The organism is Bradyrhizobium sp. RD5-C2 (assembly GCF_019972155.1).
Taxonomy (GTDB): Bacteria; Pseudomonadota; Alphaproteobacteria; order Rhizobiales; family Xanthobacteraceae; genus Bradyrhizobium.
Genome location: NZ_BOVL01000020.1, coordinates 260,324 through 282,080, shown reverse-complemented (window position 1 = coordinate 282,080; position 21,757 = coordinate 260,324). Strand labels below are relative to the sequence as shown.

Sequence of the window (21,757 nt, the reverse complement as noted above, 5' to 3'; positions counted from 1 at the left end):
CGCGGGGGGGGGATCCAGTACGCCGCGGCCTATCGATCAATCACAACTGCCGCTGGAATACTGGATCGCCCGGTCGAGCCGGGCGATGACACCGAATATGCTGTTTGACCCTTGAATCAAGAGCTCGTCATTGCGAAGCGAAGCAATCCATCTCACCGCATATGCGGAGCAATGGATTGCTTCGTCGCTTCGCTCCTCGCAATGACGAAGGTTCGATTGCGCCTAGCTCTCCGCCTCGAGCCATTCCGCGGCGCCGCGCCACAGGGCGTCGCGGTGTTCGCTGCGGAAGAAGCCGAAATGACCGATCGCTTTCGCGCCGGCGTCGACGGGCCGGATCGAGATGATCTCCGGGGTGATCGAGGTGAAGGCGGAGCACAGCAACTCGACCGCCGGCCGCGTCGCCCAGGTGTCGTCGGTGACGACAAGCGCGCGGAGCTTGCCGTTGAACTTCGGAAAATTCTTGCGCGCGGCAAGTGTCGTGTCATCGAGCAGATACCGCTCGCGCATCACCCAGCCGCGCCATTGCTCGAACACGCCGCGCGGCAGGTCCATGCCGAGCCCGGCCCAGCCGGGCACATAGCCGAGCGTGCGCGCCAGCGGCAGGCCGATGCCGTTCATGAAGGCGACGACGCGGTAGCGCTCGGGCGAGGCCATCAGCTTCCAGGTGGCGGCCTGCGAGGCGACCAGCAGCGCGCGCGGAATTTCAGCGTTGTTGGCAAGGAGCCCAAGCGCCTGGCCGCCGAAGGAGTGGCCGACATAGGCGAAGGGCAGGTCGCGGTAGCGATAGCGCATCCAGTTCACGGCCGCGGTGGTGTCGAGCGCGGCCCAATCCGCCATCGTGGCCTTGAAGCCGGAGAGCGACTTCGGCTTGTTGAGGCCGGTTGCCGCCATCGGCCTGCTCTCGCCGGTGCCGCGGTAGTCGTAGGTCAAGACCGCCGCGCCGCGGCGGGCGAGGTAGCCGGCAAAGCCGCGATAGACCTTGCGGGGCACGGCGGTCGCCGAGTTGATCAGCACGGCGTGCCGCTTCCTGCCGCGCGGCAGGAAAAGCGTCGCGGCGAGCGGATAGCCGTCCGCGGCCGGCACGACGATGTCGTCGCTAAAAACGTCGTCCAGCGTGGCGGAGGCCACGGCAATTTCCCTGGCATTCATGGTATGGTCCAGCAAATGCGAATTCGTATTTTCCTGCAAGAGTTTGACGGGATTGCGGGAATCCTTCTAGCCGCGGGGCGGGCGGCTGTGTATAAGCCCACCTTTCCCGTCGATTAAGTCGCGGTTTTTGCTCAGGAGTTGACCTCATGTCCGAGCGGTGGACACCCGATAGCTGGCGCGCCAAGAAGGTGCTGCAGGTGCCCGATTATCCCGATGCCAAGGCATTGGCCGATGTCGAGGCCCAGCTTGCGACCTTTCCGCCGCTGGTGTTCGCGGGCGAGGCGCGCAGCCTGAAGAAGGCGCTGGCGCGGGTCTCTGCCGGCGAGGCCTTCCTGCTGCAGGGCGGCGATTGCGCCGAGAGCTTTGCCGAGCACGGCGCCAACAACATCCGCGACTTCTTCCGCGTGCTGCTGCAGATGGCCGTCGTCATGACCTATGCCGGCGCGCTGCCGGTGGTGAAGGTCGGCCGCATCGCAGGCCAGTTTGCAAAACCGCGCTCGTCGCCGACCGAGAAGCAGGGCGACGTCGAGCTGCCGAGCTATCGCGGCGACATCGTCAACGACATCGCCTTCACGCCGGAAGCGCGGATTCCCGATCCGCAGCGCCAGCTGATGGCCTATCGCCAATCCGCGGCGACGCTGAACCTGCTCCGCGCGTTCGCGACCGGTGGCTTCGCCAATCTCGGCAGCGTGCATCAATGGATGCTCGGCTTCCTGAAGGATTCGCCGCAGTCCCGCCGCTACAAGGAACTGGCCGACCGCATCTCGGACGCGCTGAACTTCATGCGCGCCTGCGGCCTCGATCTCGAGAGCCATCCGGAGCTGCGCGCCACCGATTTCTACACCAGCCATGAGGCGCTCTTGCTCGGCTACGAGCAGGCGATGACGCGCGTCGATTCCACCACCGGCGACTGGTACGCGACCTCCGGCCATATGATCTGGATCGGCGACCGCACCCGCCAGCTCGATCACGGCCATGTCGAATATTTCCGCGGCATCAAGAATCCGATCGGCCTGAAATGCGGTCCGTCGCTGAAGCCGGACGAACTGCTGAAGCTGATCGACATCCTCAACCCCGAGGATGAGCCGGGACGGCTGACGCTGATCAACCGCTTCGGCGCCGACAAGGTCGGCGACCATCTGCCTGGCCTGATCCGCGCCGTGCAGCGGGAAGGGCGCAAGGTGGTGTGGTCGTGCGATCCGATGCACGGCAACACCATCACTTCGACCTCAGGCTACAAGACGCGGCCGTTCGACCGCGTGCTGTCGGAGGTGAAGGCATTCTTCCAGATCCATGCCGCCGAGGGCACTCATGCCGGCGGCGTGCATCTGGAGATGACCGGGCAGGACGTCACCGAGTGCATCGGCGGCGCGCGCGCCATCACCGATGAGGATCTCAACGACCGCTACCACACGGTCTGCGACCCCCGCCTCAACGCCGAACAGTCGATCGACATGGCCTTCCTGATCGCCGAACTGCTGAAGCAGGAGCGCGCAGGCAAGGTCAAACCGATGCCGGCCGCTGCTGGAATGTGAGTTGGGGGCAGGTGACTTGAGGGCAGTGACTTGCTGAGGTTCTGGCGAGCCACCATCAACTCGCGCAACGGGCTGGCCTTCGCCATTCGCTCGGAGCAGGCGATTCGCGAGGAGGTCGTCGCACTGGTGCTGTCAGTGCCGCTGGCCTGGCTGGTCGGCGCCACCGTGATGCGCCGAGTCGAGCTCATCGCAACCGTGGTGTTGGTGCTCGTGATCGAGCTGCTCAACACCGCGATCGAGAAGCTCGCCGACCGTCTGACCATGGATCACGATCCGCAGATCGGCCGGGTCAAGGACATGGGCTCGGCTGCCGTCGGCGTCGCGCTCGTGATGGCCGGGCTGTTCTGGCTGTTCGCCCTCGCCGAACGCCTGGGCGCATTCTCGTCGTGAGTGCCGATAAGCCGATCAAGCTTGCGGTGATCGGACGTGGACTGATCGGCTCGGCGGCCGCGCGACATCTGAGCAAGATGGGCCATGACGTTGCGCTGATCGGGCCCGATGAGCCGGTGGATTTTGCGCAGCATAGCGGCGTGTTCGGCAGCCACTATGATGAGGGCCGCATCACGCGGGTCTACGATCCGCAGCCGTTCTGGCGGCAGATGAACCGCGCGGCGATCGCGCGCTACGGCGAGATTGCCGCGGAAAGCGGTGTCGAATTCTACCGCGAAGCCGGTGCACTTCACGTCGGCCATCGCGAAACCACCGATGTCGCCTCGGTCGGCCAAGTATGCGCCGACGAAGGGATCGCGTGTGAAGCCTATCAGGATGCAGCGCTCGCGGAGCGGTTTCCGTTCCTGAAATCGACAGTGGGAATGCTCGGCTATTTCGAGCCGCGCAATGCCGGTTACATCTCACCGCGCCGTCTGGTCCGGGCGCAGACCATCGCGGCGGAGCGCGCAGGCGCCCGGATCATCGACGAGCCGGCGCTCGGGATTTCCGAGAGCGGCTCCGGTGTGACGATCCGGACGCGATCGGGCAATGTCGAGACCGAGCGCGTGCTGGTTGCGGCCGGCGGGCACACCCAATCGCTGCTCGGCCGATCGCTGGGCTTTACGGTCTATGCGCGCACCGCGGCGCTGTTCCGGCTCGGTGCGGCGGAGGTGCAACGCCTGGCCGGTATGCCGTCGATGCGATGTCTCGGGCCGAAGGGCGACAATCCCTATATCCTGCCGCCGATCCCTTATCCGGACGGCCAGAGCTGGCTGAAGCTCGGCGGCGATCCGGTCGATCGTGCGCTCGAGAGCGAAGCTGAGATCAAGGACTGGTTCCGGTCGGGCGGATCGGTTGACGTCGCCGATCGGCTGCAAAGCCAGATCCTTGACCGCATTCGCGACCTCAAATTCGAGGAACGCCGCGTCGTGCCTTGTATGACCACCTTCGGCGACACCGGCTTGCCCAGCATCGGACCGTTTTCCGAGCGGGTCACGGTCGCATTCGGCTGCTATGGCAAGAGCGCGAAATGTTCGGACGAATTGGGTCGGCTGGGTGGCATGGCGCTGCTCGGCGAGGTGAGGGCAGAGCTTGCCCCCTGATTGGCGCCTAAGATCCCAGTGCGATTTCTGCAATCGCACCATGATCGGACGACCATTGCAGTTTGCCGTTGTGCGGGACAACATAAAGCTATGAGCGAACAACAGATCAAGATCACCCTGGCGCAACTCAATCCGACGGTCGGTGACGTCACCGGCAACGCCGCGAAAGCGCGTGCGGCGCGCGAGAAAGCCAAGGCCGACGGCGCCGACCTCGTGGTGCTGTCGGAGCTGTTCGTCGCCGGCTATCCGCCGGAGGATCTGGTGCTCAAGCCGGCGTTCCAGTCGGCCTGCCGTGCCGCGATCGAGGAACTGGCGCGCGAGACCGCTGATGGCGGCCCGGCGATGCTGATCGGCACGCCCTGGGTCGAGGACGGCAAGCTCTATAATGCCTGCGCGCTGCTCGACGGCGGACGCATTGCCGCGCTGCGCTTCAAGGCCAATCTGCCGAACTACGGCGTGTTCGACGAGAAGCGGCTGTTCGCGCGCGGCCCGGCATCGGGCCCGGTGACAGTGCGCGGCGTGCGCATCGGCGTGCCGATCTGCGAGGACATCTGGTTGGAGGAATCCGAGGACTACGAAAACGTCGTCGAGTGCCTGGCCGAGACCGGCGCCGAGATCCTGATCGTGCCGAACGGCTCACCCTATGCGCGCGACAAGGCCGATCTCCGGCTCTCGATCGTGGTGGCACGCGTCACCGAGAGCGGGCTGCCGCTGATCTATCTCAACGAGATGGGCGGCCAGGACGAGTTGATCTTCGACGGCGCTTCGTTTGCGCTGAATGCCGATCTCTCCGTGGCGGCGCAGCTTCCGGCGTTCGAGGAGAACATCACGACGCTGACCTGGCGCAAGACCGCGGACGGCTGGCGCTGCAATGGGCCGATCACGCCGCAGCTCGAAGGTGACAAGGCGGATTACGCGGCCTGCGTGCTCGGCCTGCGCGACTATGTCCGCAAGAACGGTTTTCCCGGCGTGCTGCTCGGCGTCTCCGGCGGCATCGACTCGGCGCTGTGCGCCGCGATCGCGGTCGATGCGCTCGGCGCCGACAAGGTGCGTGGCGTCATGCTGCCGTTCCGCTACACCGCGCAGGTCTCGCTCGACGATGCCGCCAAGCTCGCCGCCGCGCTCGGCATCCGCTACGAGATCCTGCCGATTGCCGACGCCGTCAACGGCTTCGAGACAATCCTGGCGCCGGTGTTCAAAGGGCTGGCGCGCGACATCACCGAGGAAAACTTGCAGGCGCGCGCCCGCGGTACGCTTCTGATGGCGATCTCCAACAAGACCGGCGCCATGGTGGTGACGACCGGCAACAAGTCGGAAATGTCGGTCGGCTACGCCACGCTGTACGGCGACATGAACGGCGGCTTCAATCCGATCAAGGACATCTACAAGACCGAGGTGTTCCGCCTCTCGAGCCTGCGCAATGAATGGAAGCCGGACGGCGCACTCGGGCCGTCGGGCGAGGTGATCCCAGTCAACATCATCATCCGGCCGCCGACCGCGGAGTTGCGCGAGAACCAGACCGACCAGGATTCGCTGCCGCCCTATGAGGTGCTGGATGCGATCCTCGAGCGGCTGGTGGAGCGCGAGGAGCCGCTTGCGACCATCATCGAAGCCGGCTTCGACCGCGATGTGGTGACGCGAATCGATCGCCTGCTCAACATCGCCGAATACAAGCGGCGGCAGGCGGCGCCCGGCGTGAAGGTAACGCGGAAGAATTTCGGCCGCGACCGCCGCTATCCCATCACCAACCGCTTCCGCGATTTCGGCAAGGTGCTGCCGGAGCCGGACGAGACGCTGGTGACGCGCGGCTCGCGCGCGTCGGCAGAAGCGTTCGAGGGGTAGAGCGTGATCCGGAAAAGTGGAGACCGGTTTTCCCACGCGACAAACGCGTAAGCGTTTGCGCGGAGATCACGCTCAAAATGTAATGAGCCTTACTGCTTCTTCGGGATGAAGGTCGGGCCGACCGTGCGGATCTGGCCATCGCTTGCGGGCGCGGCAGGTGCTGCCGTTGCATCAGCGGCGGCGGGCTGCTGCGGTTGAGCCGCCGCGGCTGCGGGCGCGCCCTTCTTGCCTGCGGCAGCCTTGGTCTGCGCGCGCTGCTGCATCTTCCGCGCACTCTCCTCGGTGACGATGATGTCGCCCTGCTGCGCGGCGGACGCCTGGTCGTCGACCGCCTTCAGCGCCTCCGCCCAGCTCTGGCCGGCCGCCTTGCAGGAGCAGGACGGATTGAACTCGGTGCGGTACTTGAAGGCGTTCGGCAGCGACGAGTAGGACTGGCCGTTGATCGAGACCGCCTGGTTGATGTCTTCGCCGGGATTGCGGTAGGCGAACAGGCTGGCTTCCGCGGCCGGGCACTGCGCCTTGCAGATTTGCTCATCGGCGGCAAAGCGCGCCTGACTGGTCGCGAACGAGATCGGGAAATAGGCGCCGTCGCAGGTGCGGACGCAGACGGTGCGGAAGGTGCCGGACTGCCCACCATATTGCGCGTCGGGCGGGGGCAGCGGATTGGCATTGCCGCCACCGCCGCCGCCGAACAGGTTCTCGATGAAATTGCCGGGGCCGCGCGCGGCCGCCGCGTATTGCGGGCCGCAATTATTCTGCGCCAGCGCGGTCAAGACCGAGCGGCGCTGGTTCTCGCGATCGGCGCCGCCGAGCCCGCCGGTGCGCAGCCGCTCGAGATTTCCGGTCATCTGGTCAAGATTGGCGCGCATCTGCTGGATCTGGTTGTTGACCGGTCCGCACTGCGCCGAGTTGTTGTTGAAGAGCGACAAGAATCCGGAGCTGTCGCAGCCCATGCGCCGGGCCTGCGCCGTCACGCGATCCAGTTCGCCCTGCTGCCGGGTTGCCGCGTCCTGATAGCGGCGGATCTGCTCGTCCTTGGCCGGATCGCCGCCGCCACGATCGATTGCCGCCAGCTGGCCTTCGAGCCGGCCGCACATCGGATTGGCTTGCGCGCCCTGGGGCGCCGGGCCGGGCGGGCCCGGAGGCACCTGCGCCAGGGCATCCGCGGCAGGCAGGGCGATGCCCGCCAGCACGGCGCAAGTCAGAAACCAGCGGGAGAAGCGAGAACGGGAGCTATTGGGCATATCCGGCCATTAAAACGACGCCGCGCGGCGATCAACGCCAATGCGCGCAGGCAAGGCCGCTGCAATAGCCGTTTCTCGGGGCAGCGTCACGTCGTTTCCGGGGCGCCGGTGTGGCAATAACCCCGTTTGTCCAGCGGCTTGGCTCAGCGTTGGCAGGTGATGGCGACGTATTCGCCGCAGCTATTGCCGGTGCATGTCTCGTTCGCGGCATGCGGAACCGCGCCCGTGATCTCGTCGGGATCGACGCGGCGGTAACTGGTGGCCTGCGCAAAATCGCGTGACCGGCAGTAGGCGCGGGCGGCGGACGCACCGCAGCGGTCGCCGTGGGCGAGGCACTGGTCGATGCCGTATCCGTCGGCCTGGTTGGCGATGATGAAAACGCGGCTGTCGGCCAAAGCGGCCGAGGAGACAAGGAGGAACGTGGAGGCAATCAATGCTGAAATGGGCCGCATGGTGCACCAGTGAAAATGGCGGGGAATCCGCTGGCCCTCCCGTACGCCCAATTCCTTAATAATGATTAACCAAGAGGGCGTTGGCGTGATTTCGGTGCGACGAGGGCTGCATAACGCCCCAAAACAGCCTCTTGACGCGATCAGGGGGCCGTGAGACACGATGGAACCATGAACGGCCACCTCGCCATCTGCAGCATTTGCCGCGAGATTATGAGCTAGCGATTCGCTGGCTGAGGCCGTCTTTTCTCAATCACCTGAGAATCACTGGACGCCCGGCCGCAAGGGATGGGTACCCATGGATTTGCGCCTCTACGATACGCTGACCCGGGAGAAGCGGCCGTTCGTGCCGCTCGATGCCGATAACGTCCGCATGTATGCCTGCGGACCGACGGTCTACGACTTCGCCCATATCGGCAACGGCCGCGCCGCTGTTGTCTTCGACGTGCTGTTCCGCGCGCTGCGCCATCGCTACGGCGCCGATCACGTCACCTATGTCCGCAACATCACCGACGTCGACGACAAGATCAACGTTCGCGCCGCGCGGGACTATCCCGGCGTGCCCCTGAACGAGGCGATCCGCAAGGTCACCGAGCTGACCTATCAGCAGTACCAGGACGACGTCGCCGCGCTCGGCTGCTTGCCGCCGACCGTGCAGCCGCGCGCGACCGAGCACATCCCGGAGATGCGCGCGATCATCGAGAAGCTGGTCGCCGGCGGCTTTGCCTATGTCGCCGAGGATCATGTGCTGTTCTCGCCGCAGGCGATGAACGCGGCTAACTCCACGCTGCCGCGCTACGGCGCGCTGTCGAAGCGCTCGCTCGACGAGATGATCGCGGGCGCCCGCGTCGATGTCGCGCCCTACAAGCGCGACAACACCGACTTCGTGCTGTGGAAGCCGTCGAAGCCCGGCGAGCCGTCCTGGCCGTCGCCGGCAGGCATTGCGATGGAAGGCCGGCCCGGCTGGCACATCGAGTGCTCGGCGATGGCCTGGAAGCATCTCGGCGAAAAGTTCGACATCCATGGCGGCGGCATCGACCTGGTGTTTCCGCACCATGAGAACGAGCTCGCGCAGACTTGCTGCGCGTTCCACACCGACCGCATGGCCAATGTCTGGATGCACAACGGCTTCCTGCAGATCGAAAGCGAGAAGATGTCGAAGTCGCTCGGCAACTTCTTCACGATCCGCGATCTCTTGGCGGATTGGCCGGGCGAGGTGCTGCGGCTCAGCATGCTGAGAACGCACTACCGTTCGCCGCTGGACTGGACGCTGAAGAGTGCGGAGGAAGCCGCAAGGACGCTTGATGACTGGTATGCGGTCGCGGCCGACGCCGAGCCCGGAGCGCCGTCGCCGGCGATGGTCGAGGCGCTCTACGACGACCTCAACACGGCGCAGGCCATGGCCGTGCTGCACAGCTTGCGCAATGCTGCCGCGAGCAGTGAAGCGAGCCGCAAGGAATTTGCCGGTTCGCTGCGGCTGCTCGGCTTCCTCTCCGAGAGCGCGGCGGCGTGGAAGGGCCGCAAGGAGCAGGCTAGCGGCGTCGATGCCGCCGCGGTCGAGGCGCTGATCGCCGAGCGCACCGCGGCGCGTGCGCGGAAGGACTTCAAGGAATCCGACCGGATCCGCGATCAGCTCGCGGCGATGGGCGTGGCGATCAAGGACGGCAAGGATGCCGAAGGAAAGCCGATCACGACCTGGGAGGTCGCGCGATGAGCCGATTCGCACCCGCGTTGCGCCCGTATCTGCCCGACGATGCGCCGCTGCTGGCGTCGATCTTCGCGGCGTCGATCATGGACCTGACCGGCGACGATTATAGCGAGGCGCAGCAGGAAGCCTGGGCGATGGCCGCCGACGACGAGGAGGCCTTCGGCAAGAGGCTCGCCGGTCAGCTGACGCTGATCGCGACATTGCAGGGCGCGCCGGTCGGATTCGCCTCGCTGAAGGGGGCCGACCACATCGACATGCTCTATGTGCATCCGAGCGCCGTGGGGCAGGGTGCAGGCAGCGCGCTGTGCGACGCGCTGGAGAAGATCGCGAGCGCCCGCGGCACCAAGGCCCTGAAGGTCGATGCCAGCGACACCGCGCTCGAATTCTTCCGCAAGCGCGGCTACGTCGCGCAGCAGCGCAATACGGTCACCATCGGCGACGAATGGCTCGCCAACACCACGATGCAGAAGACGCTCGACGGCGTTGCCGTGCCCGGAGGCCACGCATGAGCCGCGAGCGCCTCTATCTGTTCGATACCACGCTGCGTGACGGTGCGCAGACCAACGGGGTCGATTTCACGCTGCAGGACAAGCAGGTGATCGCCGGCATGCTCGACGCGCTCGGCATCGACTATGTCGAGGGCGGTTATCCCGGCGCCAATCCGACCGACACCGAGTTCTTCAGCAAGAAGCCTGCGTTCGACCACGCGCGCTTCACGGCGTTCGGCATGACGCGGCGGCCGGGCCGCTCGGCCTCGAACGATCCGGGGCTCGCCGGCATCCTCGAGGCCAAGGCGGACGCGATCTGCTTCGTCGCCAAATCCTCCGTCTACCAGGTCCGGGTCGCGCTGGAGACGACCAACGAGGAGAATCTCGCCTCGATCCGCGACAGCGTCGCGGCTGCGAAGGCGCTCGGCCGGGAAGTGATGGTCGACTGCGAGCATTTCTTCGACGGCTACAAGGAGGACCGCGACTATGCGCTTGCCTGCGCCACGGCGGCCTATCAAGCCGGCGCGCGCTGGGTGGTGCTGTGCGACACCAATGGCGGCACCATGCCGCACGAGATCGAGACCATCGTCGCAAATGTCGTCAAGCAGGTGCCCGGCACCCATGTCGGCATTCATGCCCACAACGACACCGAGCAGGCGGTGGCCAATTCGCTCGCCGCAGTGCGCGCCGGCGCGCGGCAGATCCAGGGCACGCTCAACGGCCTCGGCGAGCGCTGCGGCAACGCCAATCTCTGCTCGCTGATTCCGACCCTGAAGCTGAAGCAGGAGTTTGCCGACAAGTTCGAGATCGGCGTCACCACCGAGAAGATGGCGACGCTGATGAAGGTGTCGCGCACGCTCGACGACATGCTGAACCGCGCGCCCAACCGCCACGCAGCTTACGTCGGCGAGAGCGCCTTCGTCACCAAGACCGGCATCCATGCCTCCGCGGTCATGAAGGATCCGCAGACCTATGAGCACGTGCTGCCGGATTCCGTCGGCAACCACCGCAAGGTGCTGGTCTCCGATCAAGCCGGCCGCTCCAACGTGATGGCCGAGCTCGACCGCGCCGGCATCATCTATGACAAGGGCGATCCGCGGCTGACGCGCCTGGTCGAAGAGCTGAAGGAACGCGAGGCCGCGGGCTTTGCCTATGAATCGGCGAACGCCTCGTTCGACCTCCTGGCGCGCCGCACCCTCGGCAAGGTCCCGGAATATTTCAAGGTCGAGCAGTTCGACGTCAATGTCGAGCAGCGCTACAACGCCAACGGCCAGCGCGTCACCGTGGCGCTTGCGGTGGTGAAGGTCGACGTCGACGGCGAGCGGCTGATCTCGGCCGCCGAGGGCAACGGTCCGGTCAACGCACTCGACGTGGCGCTGCGCAAGGACCTCGGCAAGTACCAGAAATATATCGATGGCCTGAAGCTGATCGACTACCGCGTGCGTATCCTCAATGGTGGCACCGAGGCCGTTACGCGCGTGCTGATCGAAAGCGAGGACGAAACCGGCGAGAGCTGGACCACGGTCGGCGTCTCGCCCAACATCATCGACGCCTCGTTCCAGGCGCTGATGGATTCGGTGTTCTATAAGCTGGTGAGGTCGGGCGCGCAGGCGTGAGTGATTGATCCGTCGTTCCCGGGCGATGCGAAGCATCGAACCCGGAATCTCGAGATTCCGGGGCTGGTCCTGCGGACATCCCGGAATGACAGCGGGAGAGGTTTTCATGATCGACCACGTCTCCGTCGGCGTCCGCGATCTCGAGCGCGCCGCGCGGTTCTATGAGCCGACGCTGGCCGCGCTTGGCCTGAGCCGCCTCGTTACGCGACCGGCGACGATCGGCTTCGGCAAGGCCTATCCCGAATTCTGGATCAATCTGCGCGCCACGATGGCGCAGGTCGCGCATGAGAGCGGCAGCCACATCTGCCTGCGCGCGAAAACCACTGCCGAGGTCGATGCTTTCCACGCTGCCGCGCTGGCGTCAGGCGGCCTCTCCGATGGTCCCCCGGGCCTGCGCCCGCACGACCGCGTGCGCTACTACGCCGCTTTCGTCCTCGATCCCGACGGCAACCGCATCGAGGCCGTGACGTTTCCCAGCGAGTGATTTGGACGGGGACGAGTGCCTCTCTCAATCCGTCATGCCCGCGCAAAGGCTTCGCCTTTGTCGCTGGAGGAGCGCGTAGCGCGTCTCGAAGGATGCACGGCCACCGGCCGGGCCGTTCATCCTTCGAGGCTCGCTCCGCTCGCACCTCAGGATGACGGGGATGGTTTCGTGCGCTCGATCGCTTACAGCCGCCGCGCCACCTCGGGCGCGAGCTCCTTCGCGGCCGCCGGCTTGCCGGCCACCGCGGAACGCAGCCGCGGCAGGATGTCGTCGACGCGGTCGGCCATCAGCACGTTGATCGGCAGCGTCGGGCGGATGAACTCGGTCGTGCGCATGTGGCTGAGCAGCGAGAGCAGGGGCTCCCAGAAATTGTCGATGTTGGCGAGCAGGATCGGCTTGTGATGACGGCCGAGCTGCTGCCAGGTCAATTGCTCGACCAACTCCTCCAGCGTGCCGATGCCGCCGGGCAGCGCGACGAACGCGTCCGAGCGCTCGAACATCAGCCGCTTGCGCTCATGCATGTCGGGGGTGACGATCATCTCCTGCACCGAGGTCAGCGCATTCTCGCGCGCCCGCAGGAATTCCGGAATGATGCCGGTGACGGAGCCGCCATGATCGAGTGTGGATTTCGCGACCGCGCCCATCAAGCCGATCGAGCCGCCGCCATAGACCAGGCGCACGTTGTTTTCGGCAAAGGCCTTGCCGAGCGCGACGGCAGCTTCAACGAAGCGGGGATTGTTACCGGGGCCGGAGCCGCAATAAACACAGACAGTCTTGATTTGGTTCATACGATCCTTGTGGCACTGCAGCGTAAACAGGGTCAAGACTCGCATATGGGGATTGAGAGCCAAAAAATCCCGTAAATTCCCGCGAATCGCGAACAATTTTCGTCATAAGCCTGTACGCCACGTTGAAACGATCTATATGACGGGCACAATGGCAAATCGTGGAAAAGATGTGGCCGCGGACCGCCGCGCCATGACGTCGCGAGCGGGCTCCTGATGGTGCCGCCGCAACAGACTGTGACGGCGGCCGATCAGCCCGCGGCCACGACCTCGGCGGCCGAGAAGGGGACGCTGCTCGGCACCCTCGTTCATCTCTGGCCCTACATCTGGCCCGGCGATCGCGCCGATTTGAAGATGCGCGTCATCTGGTCGGTGGTGCTGCTGCTGTTCGCCAAGCTCGCGACGCTGTCGGTGCCGTTCACCTTCAAATGGGCGATCGACGCGCTGAACGGCACGGGCTCGGCGCCAGTCGCTTCCTCGAACTGGATGGTCTGGCTGATCGCCTCGCCGGTGCTGATGACGATCAGCTACGGCGCGGTGCGCATCATCATGGCGGTGCTGACGCAGTGGCGCGATGGCATCTTTGCCCGCGTCGCGATGCACGCGGTGCGGCGGCTCGCCTACATCACCTTCGTGCACATGCACGAGCTGTCGCTGCGCTTCCATCTCGAGCGCAAGACCGGCGGCCTGACCCGCGTACTGGAGCGCGGTCGCTCCGGCATCGAGACCATTGTGCGGATGGTGATCCTGCAGCTGATCCCGACCATCGTCGAGGTCACCCTGCTGGCGGCGGTGCTGCTCTGGCAGTTCGACTGGCGCTATGTGCTTGCGGTGCTGATCACGGTCGTCGTGTTCATGTACTACACCTACATCGCGACCGAGTGGCGGATCGAGATCCGCCGCAAGATGAACGATTCCGATACCGAGGCGAACACCAAGGCGATCGACTCGCTGCTCAACTACGAGACGGTGAAGTATTTCGGCGCCGAGGAGCGCGAGGCAGGGCGCTACGACCGCTCGATGGAGCGCTACGAGCAGGCCAGCGTGAAGACCTACACTTCGCTCGCTGTGCTCAACACCGGGCAGGCGATCATCTTCACCGCGGGCTTGACCGCGACCATGCTGATGTGCGCGTTCGGCATCCGCAACGGCACCCACACCGTCGGCGACTTCGTGCTGATCAACTCGATGATGATCCAGCTCTACCAGCCGCTGAACTTCATGGGCATGGTCTATCGCGAGATCAAGCAGGCAATCATCGACATCGAGAAGATGTTCGACGTGCTGGCGCGCGATGCCGAGGTGAAGGACATGCCGGGCGCAAAGCCGCTCCTGGTGTCCACAGGCAGCGTGCGCTTCGAGGACGTCCGCTTCGCCTATGAGCCTGACCGGCAGATCCTGAAGGGTCTGAGCTTCGAGGTGCCGGCCGGCAAGACGGTCGCGATCGTCGGTCCCTCCGGCGCCGGCAAGTCGACGATCTCGCGGCTCTTGTTCCGGCTCTACGATGTCTCGAGCGGCCGCATCCTGATCGACGGCCAGGACATCAAGAATGTGACGCAGACCTCGCTGCGGTCGGCGATCGGCATGGTGCCGCAGGACACCGTGCTGTTCAACGACACCATCCGCTACAACATCCGCTATGGCCGCTGGGATGCCGGCGACGACGAGGTGGAGGAGGCGGCGCGGCTGGCGCAGATCGACGGCTTCATCCGGATGTCGCCGCAGGGCTACGAGACCCAGGTCGGCGAGCGCGGCCTGAAACTGTCCGGCGGCGAGAAGCAGCGCGTCGCGATCGCGCGCACGGTGCTGAAGGCGCCGCCGATCCTGGTGCTGGATGAGGCGACCTCTGCGCTCGACAGCCACACCGAGCACGAGATCCAGGGCGCGCTGGAGCGGGTGTCGCGCAACCGCACCTCGCTGGTGATCGCGCACCGGCTCTCAACGATCGTCGGCGCCGACGAGATCATCGTGCTGGACCAGGGCCGGATCGCCGAGCGCGGCACCCACGCGCGGCTTTTGGCCTCGGGCGGCCTCTATGCCAGCATGTGGAACCGGCAGCGCGAGGCCGAGGAGGCCCGCGAACGACTCGCCCAGGTCGATGACGACGGCAGCGCGCCGAATCGCCTGCCGCCGGTGGTCACCGATTCGTCGGAGGATTCCACCCCCGTTGAGGGTGAGAAACCCTTGCCGACCGCCGCGGAATAGTCGATTTAGGGCCTCTCCCGCCAAACGGGGCGGGGAAACGCAAGCGAGCTCTGATGTCGATCGCCAATTCCATCCGCGCGCAGATCCCGCCGATCCACCCCGAGGGCTATCCGTTCATCGGCGGTTTCGCCCTGGCGAGCCTGATCCTGTTCTGGATCTGGACCCCGCTGGGCTGGATCGGGACGCTGCTCACGGTCTGGTGCGCGCTGTTCTTCCGCGATCCCGTCCGCGTGACGCCGCTGCGCGACGGCATCGTGGTGTCGCCGGCCGATGGCCGCGTCTCCATGGTGGTGCAGGCGCTGCCGCCGGCCGAACTCGGCCTCGGCGATAAGCCGTTGCCGCGGGTCTCGGTGTTCATGAGCGTGTTCAACTGCCACGTGAACCGCAGCCCGGTGGCCGGCCGCATCGACCGCATCGCCTACCGGCCCGGCGCCTTCATCAATGCCGAGCTAGACAAAGCGAGCGAGGACAATGAGCGCAACTCGCTGGTGATCTCGGGCGCCAATGGCCGCATCGGCGTGGTCCAGATCGCCGGCCTCGTGGCGCGCCGTATCGTGTGCTTCGTCAAGGAAGGCCAGTCGATCGGCGCCGGCGAGCGCTTCGGTCTGATCCGCTTCGGCTCGCGGCTCGACGTCTATCTGCCCGAGGGCACCAAGGCGCTGGTCTCGGAAGGCCAGACCGCGGTTGCCGGCGAGACCATTCTGGCCGATTTCCGCAACGCCGACCCGGGCCGCACCTACCGCGCCGATTGATTGCGCGGAATCCTCTGGACCGAGTTTTCGTCATGGCCGGGCTTGTCCCGGCCATCCACGTCTTTGTCGTGTGATGGGCGCAAAGACGTGGATGCCCGGCACGAGGCCGCGCATGACGAGCAGGGAATTGGCACGCCTATGAGGCGGTTAACTCTCTTTCGCCCGCACAATCAGCCGGTTCCGGCGCCAATGGCGGAGTCGGGCCATGCTTGCTATATTGCAAACCATGATGCCCTTTGATCCCAATTCCAGCGAGTTGCGCCGCCGTCGGTTCCGCCCGATCCCGGTGCGGATGCTCGTGCCGAACATGATCACGCTGCTGGCGATCTGCGCCGGCCTCACCGCGATCCGGCTGTCGACGGAAGGGCGGATGGAGCTCGCGGTCGCCGCCATCGTGTTCGCCGCGATCCTCGACGGCATCGACGGCCGAGTCGCGCGCATGATCAAGGGCCAGTCGAAATTCGGCGCCGAGCTCGACAGCCTCGCCGACTTCGTCAATTTCGGCGTCGCGCCGGGCCTGATCCTGTATTTCTGGCAGCTGCATGAATTGAACAATGGTGGCTGGATCGCCGCGATGGTGTTTGCGATCTCCGGCGGCCTGCGGCTGGCGCGCTTCAACGCCTCGATCGACGATCCGAACAAGCCGGCCTTCGCGGCCAATTACTTCACGGGCGTGCCGGCGCCGGCCGGCGCGATCACCGTGCTGCTGCCGATCTATCTCGCCTTCCTGGGCGTGCCGATGCCGCCGGCGACGCTGACGGCGTTCTACACGCTCTTGATCGCCTTCCTGATGGTGTCGCGGCTGCCGGTGTTCTCCGGCAAGACCGTGAAGATGCGCGTGCCGCCAGAAATGGTGCTGCCGGTGTTCGTGTCGGTGGTGTTCTTCGTCGCGCTGTTGATCGGCTATCCTTGGCACATCCTGTCGGCGGGCTCGGTCGCCTATCTGATCAGCCTGCCTTGGGGCTGGAAGTCGTATCGTGACCAGGAACGTGCCCTTGCGGCGCAGACGCAGGGTGCGAGCGCGCCGGTGGCGACGCAGGCGGCCAATCCCTACACGGCGCCGGTCGCGGATGCCGACAACGACGATCGTCCGACGCATTTGCATTGAGGTGCTTCTCCCTGATCCGTCATCCTGAGGTGCGAGCGAAGCGAGCCTCGAAGGATGCACGGCCACCAGCTGGGGCCGTCGACCCTTCGAGGGCCTCTGAAGAAGCGGCCACCTCAGGGTGACGGTCATAGGGCGATGTGTGCGTCTTCTCCCAAATATCAGCCATGAGCGTGGCTCGGTTGGGTTCGCCTGCGATCTCGGCTATAGGCTGAGACGGCCCTGCAAACGCCAAAAATCAGGAGAGAAACGCCGTGACATCCGCTTCCGCCCCGCTGCCTGCTTCCGTCCTCGAGGCGTTGGCGCGCTACGACACGCCGACGATCTGCAACGCGATGGAGATCGTCGCGCCAGAGCGCCGTCTGATCGGCTACACCGTGAAGCCGCTGGTCTGCCCGTTCCCGACCTTGCCGCCGATCGTCGGCTACGCGCGCACGGTCGCGATCCGCTCGGTGCTGAAGTCCGGTCTCTCGGCCGAGGAGCAGTCGAAGCGCCGCATCGAATATTATGAATATGTCGGCACCGGCTTCGGTCCGCGCATTTCCGTGATCCAGGACATTGACGGTCCCGACGTCGGCTACGGCGCATTCTGGGGCGAGGTGCAGAGCGCGGTGCACAAGGCGCTCGGTTGTCTCGGCGTCATCACCGATGGCTCGATCCGCGACATCCCGCAATGGGCGCCGGGCTTCCAGGCGCTGGCCGGCTCGATCGGCCCGTCGCACGCCTGGGTGCATGCCGAAAGCTTTGGCGGCGAGGTCCGTGTCGCCGGCATGACGGTGCGCTCCGACGACCTGATCCACGCCGACAGCCACGGCGCGATCGTGATCCCCTATGAGATCGCGGCAAAGCTGCCCGAGGCCGCCGAGCTTTGCGGCCGCCGCGAGACCCCGATCCTGGATATCGCGCGCAGCAAGGACTTTACCCTCGAGAAGCTGAAGGACGCGCTGAAGCGTTCGGCGGAAATCCACTGACGCAACGCGCGTCCTCGATATGCCGAACGGCGGGCCGAAAGGCCCGCCGTTTTGCTTTCGATCGTCAGCCCGGCGCGACCTTCGCGATCTCGGATGCGCCGCGAATGGTCATGTCGACGGCGACATAGAGGATCACGGCGAGGCCGACATAGGCGATCCAGCGGTGGTTTTGCAGCAGCCGCGCGATGAAGGTCGCGGCCGCGCCCATCATCGCGATCGAGAGCGCAAGGCCGAACACCAGCACGATCGGCTGCTCGCGCGCCGCGCCGGCGACCGCGAGCACGTTGTCGAGCGACATCGAGACGTCGGCTATGATGATCTGGGTCGTGGCCTGCCACAGCGTCTTGCGCTGTCCTTCCGCGCCATCGGCGGCATGTTCGGCCGCGGTCTCCTGCGCGGTGGCGCGCAGCTCGCGCCACATCTTCCAGCACACCCACAGCAGCAGGATGCCGCCGGCCAGCAGCAGGCCGACGATCTGCATCAGTTGCGTGGTGAGCAGGGCGAACAGGATGCGCAGCAGCGTCGCGGCCGCGATGCCGATCAGGATCGCCTTGCCGCGTTGCTTCGCCGGCAAACCGGCCGCGGCAAGGCCGATCACGACAGCGTTGTCGCCGGCCAGCACGAGGTCGATGACGACGACCTGCAGCAAGGCGCTGAGGGCGTCGAGTGAAAACAGTTCGGACATGGGCAATGCTCCCCTTGAGGTCGGGGAGTGGACCGTTTCGACGACGCCGTCATGCAGACGGCGAATCCGCCGCGGCGCGTGTCCGCGTCGCGGGTCGAAGCAGGGCCACTCCAACTGAGTTCCAGTCCGACATCGCAGCTTGTGGCTGCCAGAGGGGCCCGGCCTGGGATTACGGTCAAAGCGCGATGAAATCAGATTGGATTGTCATCGCGCCTTGTTCTTACTTGAGCATGATCTTTTCGGAGAACCGCTTCACACTTTTCCGGATCATGCTCTATGCCGGACGCAGCGCAGCCTGTTCCTCGAAGAACAGCGCCGCCTGATCCGGCTCGCCGAGGATCGCCGCCGCACATCCCATGAAGGTGAATGCTCCGGCAAAATCCGACAGCGTGAGGTTCGCCACGCTTGCACGCATGTGGATCACGCGCGCCGCAAGCGCGGCAATGGCTGCCTCCGCAAACAACACTAGGCTGAGCGCGGGCAGCACGAGTGCGGGCTCAACCAGACCAACGGTCAGGATGATCGGCAGCGCGGTCAGCACCGCGAATAACAGCAGCATGCCGAACGGCTCCAGCGAGGGAGCTTTCCGTGAGAACCTGTCTGGAATGGTCGAGGACATTCCGATTCTTGCCGACCTTTGCCGATCCTGGCCTTGTCGTTCATCCCGACGATATCAGAATGCATTCACATTGACGCGCGGCGCGGCGCCGCGCGACCGCAGGCCGCGCGACAGACTGCGCATCTGGTGGCCGTGGAAGAGGGCTGTGAGCGGGCCATTTCGGCGCCGTTTTGGGGGTGATCGCGTCGCGGCATGCCATGGCAATGTTCGGCTAGCGCATTTATCTTTGCTGGCAGCGCTGGGAGAACGACCGAAGGGCGATGTCCATGAATATGGCAGGCAAGACCGTGCTGATCACAGGTTCCACCGATGGCGTCGGCCGCTACGTGGCGTTGAAGCTGGCGTCTGCCGGCGCCCGGGTCCTGATCCACGGCCGCGATACCAAGCGGGCGCAGACCCTCGCCGACGAGATCAAGCGGGTCTCCGGCCGCGAGCCGATGTTCTATCAGGCCGATCTGTCCTCGCTCGCCGAGGTCCGCGAGTTCGCCCAGCTGGTGCTCGACGATCAGGAGCGCCTCGATGTGCTGGTTTGCAACGCCGGCATCGGCTCGCAGAACGAAGGGCCGGCACGGCAAACCAGCAAGGACGGCCACGAGCTGCGCTTCGCGGTGAACTATCTCGCCGGCTTCCTGCTCGCGCATCTCTTGCTGCCGCGGCTGAAGGCGAGCACGCCGGCGCGCATCGTCAATGTCGCATCGCTCGGCCAGCACCCGATCGATTTCGGCGATGTGATGATCACCAAGAACTACAGTGGCGCCCGCGCCTATGCGCAGAGCAAGCTGTCGCAGATCATGTTCACCATCGACCTCGCCGCCGAGCTCGAAGGCAGCGGGGTGACCGTCAATTCGCTGCATCCGGCGACCTACATGAACACCACGATGGTGCGCGCGAGCGGTGCCACGCCGATCTCGACCGTCGAGCAGGGCGGCGACGCCATCCTGCGTCTAATTCAGGACGACGATGTCGCGGGCAAGAGCGGGCTGTTCTTCGACGGCAAGCGCGAGGCCCGCGCCCATGCCCAGGCCTATGACGCCGAGGCGCGCAAACGGCTAAAGGCGTTGAGCCTTGCGCTTACCGGGCTGCGGATTTCCTGACGCGGCGCGACGCAGGCGCGCTCTGGGTGTGACCTTGGCCACGGATCACTTCGAACAGGCGCTTGCAGGCGGCCTGAACCCCGCGATCGGGCACCGTAGCAATGCCGAGCAGCAAGCCCGGCTGCGCGCGTTTCGGTGAGAGATACCACGGCGAGAGCGGGGCGGGCGCCAGCCCATGCGCCAGCACCTGCCGCGCGATCGCGACATCGTCGGCGCTGTCTGGCAATGTCAGCATGACCGCAAGCCCGGCAACCCGCACATCGTTGCTCCACGGCCGCAGCGCAGCCGCCAACGCGTCGCGGCGCTCGCCATAGGTCCGCTTGGTGCGCCGGAGATGGCGGATGTAGTGGCCGTCGCGCATGAACTCCGCGGTGGAAAGCTGCACGGCTGGTCCCGGAGCAGGGGCAAGGCATGTCGCGACATCGGCGAACTGCGCCGCCAATTGTTCGGGCGCAACCAGGAATCCAAGCCGCAGCGTCGGCGAGATGGTCTTGCTGAAGGAGCCGAGATGGATCACCCGGCCGGCGCGGTCGAGCGAGGCAAGCGCGGGCGCGGCGCGGCCATCGAGCTGCAGCTCGCCGAGATAGTCGTCCTCGATGATCCAGGCGCCGGTTTGCGCGGCCCAGTCCAACAATTGCGTGCGACGCTTCAGTGACAATGGCGGGCCGAGCGGTGCCTGCTGGCCCGGCGTCACCACCGCGAGCGCCGCGTCGGGCGCGTGCCTGAGGCCATGGTCGACATCGAGGCCGTCGCCGTCGACCGGGATCGGCACCGGCTCAAGCCGGGCGAGCTCGAGCCCCTTTCGGGTCAATGGAAATCCCGGGTCTTCCATCCATGCGCGGCGGCCTTCAAGGCCGAGCACGCGGAGCGCGAGGCCAAGCCCGCCGGTGAAGCCCGACGTGATGACGATCTGTGCGGGCGAGCATTCAAGCCCGCGCGCGATCGCGAGGTGCGCCGCGATCTCCCGCCGCAGTTCGAGCTCGCCGCGTGGATCGATGGTGCGGGTCACCGCGCTCAATTCCGCCCGAACGGCGCGGGCGCGGATTCGCGCCAGCAACTTCGCAGGGAGCGCGTCCTGTGCGGGGACGCCCATCCGGAAGTGCCCTTGACCGCTCAGGTCATGAAACATCTCCACGACCGATCCGGGAGCGATCGGCGCATCGGGTTTTGCAATCTTCCGCGGCCGCCTGGCGACGGTGGTGCCGTTCGCCTTCGACGACACGATGTGCTGGGCATCCGACAGCTTGTCGTAGGCCGCGCGCACGGTGCCCCGCGCAACGCCGAGCTGCGCGGCGAGATCGAGCCATGACGGCAACCGGGCGCCCGGCACCAGCACGCCATTGTCGATCGCCGCCGCAATCGCCTTGCGGATCTGCTCGGAGAGCGGCGTCCTTGCCGAGCGGTCGAGCGCAATGGGAAGCGGGTTGGGCATGGCCCGTGGTACACCAATTCGGTCCATTCTTGGTGCTTCTTTTCAGGCCCGCGCGTCCGCAT

The 21,757-nt window shown here is 65.7% G+C and carries 20 protein-coding genes; 13 read left to right on the top strand and 7 right to left on the bottom strand.

What is annotated here, in order from left to right; all coding sequences use genetic code 11:
* Window positions 1-222: 222 nt before the first annotated feature.
* Window positions 223-1,149 carry an alpha/beta hydrolase family protein gene (locus tag BraRD5C2_RS26240; protein WP_223973368.1) on the bottom strand — a complete coding sequence of 309 codons (927 nt, stop codon included), beginning with the start codon at window positions 1,147-1,149 and terminating at the stop codon, window positions 223-225.
* A gap of 146 nt (window positions 1,150-1,295) precedes the next feature.
* Here BraRD5C2_RS26240 and BraRD5C2_RS26235 point away from each other — a divergent pair, with 146 nt between their 5' ends.
* The 4 genes from BraRD5C2_RS26235 (at window position 1,296) to BraRD5C2_RS26220 (ending at window position 6,058) form a co-directional block, all read left to right on the top strand.
* Window positions 1,296-2,684 carry a class II 3-deoxy-7-phosphoheptulonate synthase gene (locus BraRD5C2_RS26235; RefSeq protein ID WP_223973366.1) on the top strand — a complete coding sequence of 463 codons (1,389 nt, stop codon included), beginning with the start codon at window positions 1,296-1,298 and terminating at the stop codon, window positions 2,682-2,684.
* Window positions 2,685-2,714: 30 nt separating this feature from the next.
* Window positions 2,715-3,074: a diacylglycerol kinase gene (locus tag BraRD5C2_RS26230; RefSeq protein WP_223973364.1), complete on the top strand. Its 360-nt coding sequence runs from the start codon at window positions 2,715-2,717 to the stop codon at window positions 3,072-3,074.
* Window positions 3,071-4,216, top strand: coding sequence for an NAD(P)/FAD-dependent oxidoreductase (locus BraRD5C2_RS26225; protein WP_223973358.1), 1,146 nt, complete (start codon window positions 3,071-3,073; stop codon window positions 4,214-4,216). The genes BraRD5C2_RS26230 and BraRD5C2_RS26225 overlap by 4 nt, the downstream gene beginning before the upstream one ends.
* A gap of 90 nt (window positions 4,217-4,306) precedes the next feature.
* On the top strand, window positions 4,307-6,058 hold the full coding sequence (locus BraRD5C2_RS26220) for an NAD+ synthase (protein WP_223973356.1): 1,752 nt from the start codon (window positions 4,307-4,309) through the stop codon (window positions 6,056-6,058).
* An 89-nt stretch (window positions 6,059-6,147) separates the two neighbouring features.
* On the opposite strand, the gene BraRD5C2_RS26215 is transcribed toward BraRD5C2_RS26220, so the two are convergent.
* Together BraRD5C2_RS26215 and BraRD5C2_RS26210 are read right to left on the bottom strand one after the other, a co-directional pair.
* On the bottom strand, window positions 6,148-7,302 hold the full coding sequence (locus BraRD5C2_RS26215; protein WP_374708048.1) for a DUF2865 domain-containing protein: 1,155 nt from the start codon (window positions 7,300-7,302) through the stop codon (window positions 6,148-6,150).
* A 143-nt stretch (window positions 7,303-7,445) separates the two neighbouring features.
* The gene (locus BraRD5C2_RS26210) at window positions 7,446-7,754 is read right to left on the bottom strand and encodes a hypothetical protein (protein ID WP_223973352.1); all 309 of its coding nucleotides are present in this window, start codon (window positions 7,752-7,754) and stop codon (window positions 7,446-7,448) included.
* Window positions 7,755-8,049: 295 nt separating this feature from the next.
* Here BraRD5C2_RS26210 and cysS point away from each other — a divergent pair, with 295 nt between their 5' ends.
* The 4 genes from cysS to BraRD5C2_RS26190 all read left to right on the top strand — a co-directional run bounded on the left by cysS (window position 8,050) and on the right by BraRD5C2_RS26190 (window position 12,047).
* Window positions 8,050-9,465, top strand: coding sequence for a cysteine--tRNA ligase (gene cysS, locus BraRD5C2_RS26205; protein ID WP_223973344.1), 1,416 nt, complete (start codon window positions 8,050-8,052; stop codon window positions 9,463-9,465).
* Entirely contained in the window at window positions 9,462-9,968 is a 507-nt protein-coding gene (locus BraRD5C2_RS26200; protein WP_223973342.1) for a GNAT family N-acetyltransferase, read from the top strand. The genes cysS and BraRD5C2_RS26200 overlap by 4 nt, the downstream gene beginning before the upstream one ends.
* A complete protein-coding gene (cimA, locus tag BraRD5C2_RS26195) occupies window positions 9,965-11,563 on the top strand; it encodes a citramalate synthase (protein WP_223973327.1) in 1,599 nt (532 codons plus the stop codon). Before BraRD5C2_RS26200 ends, cimA begins: the two co-directional genes overlap by 4 nt.
* Before the next feature lie 106 nt (window positions 11,564-11,669).
* A complete protein-coding gene (locus BraRD5C2_RS26190) occupies window positions 11,670-12,047 on the top strand; it encodes a VOC family protein (RefSeq protein WP_223973325.1) in 378 nt (125 codons plus the stop codon).
* Between the two features lie 182 nt (window positions 12,048-12,229).
* On the opposite strand, the gene BraRD5C2_RS26185 is transcribed toward BraRD5C2_RS26190, so the two are convergent.
* The gene (locus BraRD5C2_RS26185; protein WP_223973323.1) at window positions 12,230-12,835 is read right to left on the bottom strand and encodes an LOG family protein; all 606 of its coding nucleotides are present in this window, start codon (window positions 12,833-12,835) and stop codon (window positions 12,230-12,232) included.
* A gap of 213 nt (window positions 12,836-13,048) precedes the next feature.
* On the opposite strand from BraRD5C2_RS26185, the gene BraRD5C2_RS26180 reads away from it, so the two are divergent.
* The 4 genes from BraRD5C2_RS26180 to BraRD5C2_RS26165 all read left to right on the top strand — a co-directional run bounded on the left by BraRD5C2_RS26180 (window position 13,049) and on the right by BraRD5C2_RS26165 (window position 17,865).
* Window positions 13,049-15,037, top strand: coding sequence for an ABCB family ABC transporter ATP-binding protein/permease (locus BraRD5C2_RS26180; protein ID WP_223973321.1), 1,989 nt, complete (start codon window positions 13,049-13,051; stop codon window positions 15,035-15,037).
* Between the two features lie 53 nt (window positions 15,038-15,090).
* Entirely contained in the window at window positions 15,091-15,789 is a 699-nt protein-coding gene (locus tag BraRD5C2_RS26175; RefSeq protein ID WP_092127222.1) for a phosphatidylserine decarboxylase, read from the top strand.
* A 229-nt stretch (window positions 15,790-16,018) separates the two neighbouring features.
* Window positions 16,019-16,897 (top strand): CDP-diacylglycerol--serine O-phosphatidyltransferase, encoded by an 879-nt coding sequence (gene pssA, locus BraRD5C2_RS26170; protein WP_223974004.1) that lies wholly within the window; start codon window positions 16,019-16,021, stop codon window positions 16,895-16,897.
* A 251-nt stretch (window positions 16,898-17,148) separates the two neighbouring features.
* Window positions 17,149-17,865, top strand: coding sequence for an RraA family protein (locus tag BraRD5C2_RS26165; protein ID WP_223973319.1), 717 nt, complete (start codon window positions 17,149-17,151; stop codon window positions 17,863-17,865).
* Window positions 17,866-17,929: 64 nt separating this feature from the next.
* Here the strand turns inward: BraRD5C2_RS26165 and BraRD5C2_RS26160 are convergent, their stop codons facing one another.
* Window positions 17,930-18,550, bottom strand: a complete 621-nt coding sequence (locus tag BraRD5C2_RS26160) for a TerC family protein (protein WP_223973317.1) — start codon at window positions 18,548-18,550, stop codon at window positions 17,930-17,932.
* A 274-nt stretch (window positions 18,551-18,824) separates the two neighbouring features.
* Complete coding sequence (locus tag BraRD5C2_RS26155; protein ID WP_223973316.1) at window positions 18,825-19,109, bottom strand: hypothetical protein; 285 nt, start codon at window positions 19,107-19,109, stop codon at window positions 18,825-18,827.
* A 326-nt stretch (window positions 19,110-19,435) separates the two neighbouring features.
* On the opposite strand from BraRD5C2_RS26155, the gene BraRD5C2_RS26150 reads away from it, so the two are divergent.
* Window positions 19,436-20,263, top strand: a complete 828-nt coding sequence (locus BraRD5C2_RS26150; RefSeq protein WP_223973313.1) for an SDR family NAD(P)-dependent oxidoreductase — start codon at window positions 19,436-19,438, stop codon at window positions 20,261-20,263.
* Here the strand turns inward: BraRD5C2_RS26150 and pdxR are convergent.
* Window positions 20,241-21,695, bottom strand: a complete 1,455-nt coding sequence (gene pdxR, locus BraRD5C2_RS26145) for a MocR-like pyridoxine biosynthesis transcription factor PdxR (RefSeq protein ID WP_223973304.1) — start codon at window positions 21,693-21,695, stop codon at window positions 20,241-20,243. The genes BraRD5C2_RS26150 and pdxR overlap by 23 nt on opposite strands.
* Window positions 21,696-21,757: the final 62 nt, after the last annotated feature.